3 protein-coding genes and 3 pseudogenes are annotated in these 2,055 nt (G+C 34.5%); all 6 read right to left on the reverse strand.

All coding sequences use genetic code 11. The annotated features are described in order from the left end of the window. Window positions 1-238 (reverse strand): annotated as a pseudogene (locus PSE69_RS19125) (hypothetical protein); the annotation flags it as partial. Beyond that, window positions 235-615 carry a hypothetical protein gene (locus tag PSE69_RS19130; RefSeq protein ID WP_040132427.1) on the reverse strand — a complete coding sequence of 127 codons (381 nt, stop codon included), beginning with the start codon at window positions 613-615 and terminating at the stop codon, window positions 235-237. The pseudogene PSE69_RS19125 and the gene PSE69_RS19130, both read right to left, overlap by 4 nt. Window positions 616-709: 94 nt before the next feature. Further along, window positions 710-975, reverse strand: a pseudogene (locus PSE69_RS19135) (PAAR domain-containing protein). Window positions 976-1,010: 35 nt separating this feature from the next. Continuing rightward, entirely contained in the window at window positions 1,011-1,298 is a 288-nt protein-coding gene (locus tag PSE69_RS19140; protein WP_259466028.1) for a hypothetical protein, read from the reverse strand. A 5-nt stretch (window positions 1,299-1,303) separates the two neighbouring features. After that, window positions 1,304-1,630 (reverse strand): hypothetical protein, encoded by a 327-nt coding sequence (locus PSE69_RS19145; RefSeq protein WP_259466027.1) that lies wholly within the window; start codon window positions 1,628-1,630, stop codon window positions 1,304-1,306. Between the two features lie 49 nt (window positions 1,631-1,679). After that, window positions 1,680-2,055, reverse strand: a pseudogene (locus PSE69_RS19150) (hypothetical protein); the annotation flags it as partial.

The raw sequence follows: 2,055 nt of genomic DNA on the forward strand, positions 1-2,055 counted from the left end.
AAAGAGATTCTTTTTTATTTCTATAAACTTCCAACAAATAAATAAATGCAATTGAAGGCGTATCAAAATCTAATGTTGATATATAGTCAATATATCTTTCTTCTTTATCTAGGCCTATAGATTCCTTAATACTTTTTGCAAAATCATCATCTATGCTGTCATTTACTTTAGATAGATCAGCCTTTGCATTTTTTATTTTCTTTCCTATATATTTTAGTACTCTATCAACTCTACTCATTTGTCTAAACCCTCTAGATAGTAAAAAAATAGATATTTATTGTTTCCACCAACATTAAATTTATCATCAACTACCACCGTTAATTTGTAACCAACAATGTTATTTTTACTCATTCCCTTAGAAATACTATTTAATAAGTCAAACTGTTCTTTATTTAAATTAAAATCATTCCTTCCAAATCTCATTGACTCTGTTGATTCTTTTGAATGATCTCTTATATTTTTCAAGTAATCTTTTTGAGCTTCGCTTGCTCCACTTCCTTTTGGTGTTGTATTTGCCCCAAACTTATCCTTCATCGTCGTTTTGATTTCAAACGTAACCCACTCAGGTGGCGGTGGCTCAATTTTGCAAATGAAATCATCTTTATAATCATTCATTATTTAAAGCTAACATACTGACTAACAACTGTATTCACTCATTCTTTATTGTTTTAACCCCTATGATTAAAGCACCCCGCTCAAGATACTTTTTTTACTGCTTGCTTAATCCACTGCGGCAAGCACACACACAAGCCACTTTATGACCTTCAAGTGCGACGGGAATTCCGTTGATTTTCATTAAACCGTCGCTCTCGACGATAGCACCAGTTTTTTGTTCGAAGGGCAATAAACTAATTCACTCACACAGGCGACTCCTTGGATTTGTTTGGCAAGGGATGAACCGGTCAGCACCATGCCATCTGTGCCGATGGTATCATTTTTTAAAATAATTTTACGACCATTAACTGTGCTACGCATTATTGACTCTATTTTAATGAGTCTATCTACATGGTTCAAAAACAGTTTAACCCGTCTAAATATTGTGCAACGAGACAGAGAAAGACAATGTTCTCTTTACGTATCTGCACTGTATTAATATTTTCCAGTGCTTGCTTTAAGAATAAGTCTTTTTCTTTATAGTTATCAGTAAATTGTTTATTCATATCCTTTAATAGAAACAATTCAATTCCTGATTTTAGTATCAAGGGTTCATTACCGATAACCAGATAGCATTTTTTGGCATAATCGATGATTTCACTGACGTTGTGTGATAAATCGAGAGTTTGATAATACTCAATCATACCTTCTAACCATACTTTACTTTTGAGTCTTTGAACAAAACTACTTGCTCAAGATGCTCTTGTACCGTTTGAAATAACGGTGACTGTGCGTAACATTTCCCACAATAGAGCATGAATGTTGTCTGCGTAACACACAAATATTGGCTCGCTCGACCAATCGATTCAAAATACACATAATTTCTCTTTAATTGATTAAACAAGGCCTCTCGCTTAATTTCATGGTGATCTAATGCTACGCGATGTTCTTCTTCAAAGTAGTGAACTGCATCAAGATAAAAAGCTTGCAGCTTATTATCACGAATAATTTGTTTACTTTCTGCCGTCAGCTTCATGACATTACCCATTTTAAAAAGCGGTAAATTAACCGCCTATTGTTCATGATTAAAATAGTTTATGAATAACTTGCAGCTCGGGATTAATCGTAATGAGGTCATCAATTATCTGATAATAAATTGATGACATATTTTGCTTCCAGCCCACCATATCAGGACGGTGTTCGATCGCCATTGGCGTTTTTAATAGTGGATGATCTATGACAGGGGTGGTTAATCCATGTTTAGCCCGGAAATTTTTAACCGCTTGATATTCAAAAGGCCAAGAGACTAAAAGCTCCATGTTAATTTCATATCCCGTTGAACGTTGTTCGTCGTCATTATCCCTAAACATGGCCGACCATTCGATATGTTTATCGCACAATGTAACAAGCCATTGAGCGACAACATCGTGATTTTCATTATAAAGTGCTTCTTGGCAAAAA

The organism is Providencia sp. PROV122 (assembly GCF_028482365.1).
Lineage (GTDB): Bacteria > Pseudomonadota > Gammaproteobacteria > Enterobacterales > Enterobacteriaceae > Providencia > Providencia stuartii.